The organism is Nocardia sp. NPDC060220 (assembly GCF_042727815.1).
Lineage (GTDB): Bacteria > Actinomycetota > Actinomycetes > Mycobacteriales > Mycobacteriaceae > Nocardia.
This window is the reverse complement of the sequence record NZ_JBHWZY010001144.1, coordinates 1-1,762: the sequence shown is the minus strand read 5'-3', so window position 1 is coordinate 1,762 and position 1,762 is coordinate 1. Positions and strand designations below refer to the sequence as shown.

1 protein-coding gene and 1 pseudogene are annotated in these 1,762 nt (G+C 67.3%); one reads left to right on the top strand and one right to left on the bottom strand.

Annotated features, from left to right (window positions below; all coding sequences use genetic code 11):
* Positions 1–683: neutral zinc metallopeptidase (locus ACFWF3_RS34620; RefSeq protein ID WP_379318267.1), on the bottom strand; the 683-nt coding region annotated here is incomplete at its 3' end.
* 278 nt (positions 684–961) lie between these two features.
* Here ACFWF3_RS34620 and ACFWF3_RS34615 point away from each other — a divergent pair.
* Positions 962–1,762 (top strand): annotated as a pseudogene (locus tag ACFWF3_RS34615) (DUF2207 domain-containing protein); the annotation flags it as partial.

Sequence of the window (1,762 nt, the reverse complement as noted above, 5' to 3'; positions counted from 1 at the left end):
GCCAGCAACTCGACTCGGCGCGAGAGCTCCAGACCCTTGGCCGAGCGGGCGCCCGCGTCGACGCGCTCGCTGTTGGCCTTGCGCAGGATGCCCGACTGGGCCTGCACGTGGTGGCCGTACTCGTGCGCGAACACCGAGAGGTACACCACCCAGTTGTCGCGGAACTGCTCGGTCTGCAGCTGGCTGATCGGCATGTAGATGGTCTTGTTCGCCGGGCAGTAGAAGGCGGCGAAGTTGCTCGTCGACCCGGTGCACGGGGTGGTGATGCCGTCGGTGGTCGCGGTGACGCTGAGCGTCGGCGACTCGAAGGGCAGATTGTTCTCCGCCAGCAGCGGTTTCCATGCCGACTCGAGGCACTTGGCGGCCGACTCGAAGAAGGCGCGCGCCTTGTCCACCTGCGTGCCCCACGGCGCGTAATTGCACGATGCCGGGACCAGGGTGCCGTCGGAGTCGGTGAGCAGCGGGTTGTCGCCGGTCGCGGCGGGCGCGGTCCCGGGCTGCGGGGTATAGGTAGTGGTCGGTTTCGGACCGATCGCGCCGATCCCGAGGTCGACGCCGGTATTGACGGCGTACTTCACCAGCCCGCCGACCAGCAGGAAGATGACGACCAGGATTGCCGAGGTGAAGCCACCGCCCCGCTTACGCGGCGGCGGAGTCGGCCTGCCCGGCGGCCCATAGGGCATCGGCGGCGGGCGGTAACCCGGCGGCGGACCATACGCCGGACGCTGCCCATAACCCTGTGGATAGCCCTGCGGCTGTGGATAACCCGGCTGCCCGTATCCCGGTTGTGGCCGGTATCCCGGGGGCGGACCATAGCCGGGGGGTGGTGGAACCGGTCGTCCACCTGGGCCGTTCGGCCCATAACCGTACGGTGGTTGAGTCACTCCCCCGTACCCCCCTCGTCTCATGAGTCGTCGACAGCCGCTGACGCAGAATAGCAAGCTGTCTAGAGTAAGCACCCATGCTGACTTTTCGGGGGGGCGCCGCTGGCGCGCTGCTGCTCGCTGCGGCGGGTTTGCTCGTGGCCGCGCCGGTAGCCCATACGGAGCCCTCCACCTCCGGTGTTTCGATCACCGCCGACCTCACGCTCACCGAAAACGGTGTGCTCGAAGTCATCGAAACTGTCGCGGTACCCGCCGACGGAAATTTCACGATGTCGCTGCCGTTGCGCCTCAAGGTCGGTGACGACGTGGAACGGGTCTTCAAGGTCACCGATGTGACCGCGAGCGGTACGGGCACCGCCACCACTGTCAACGACCAGTTCGTCGTCGAGGCGAAGCCGGGCGAATCGAAGTTCACGTATACGGTGCACAACACCGTCTCCGACATGCCGGGCACGCAGGTGTTCCACTGGCTGGGCGTGCTCAACGCCGATATCGCCGTGCTCGACGTCTCGGTGATCAGCCCGAGCTTCCAAATGGGCATCGTCGACTGCAAACTCGGCTCCGCGGGCAATGCCAAGCCGTGCGCCGATGTCCACACCGAACCCGACGGCGTGCTGTATCTGCACCAGACCGACCTGCGCAAGGGCGATGCCATCGACCTCACCTTGCAGATGCCCCCCGGCACCGTGCCCGCGAATGCCGATGTGCGCGGCGGCGGTACGGGCCCGTTCGCCTTCACCACCCCCGTGCTCGCGGCCTTCGGCGCCTTCCTGCTCGCGCTGGCAGGCATGATCGCCTACGTACTGCTGGCGCGGAAGCGGGCTGCCGCCGCGGTGGCGGGTAGCGACACCTTCGATCCGCTGATCCAGCAGGCAGGC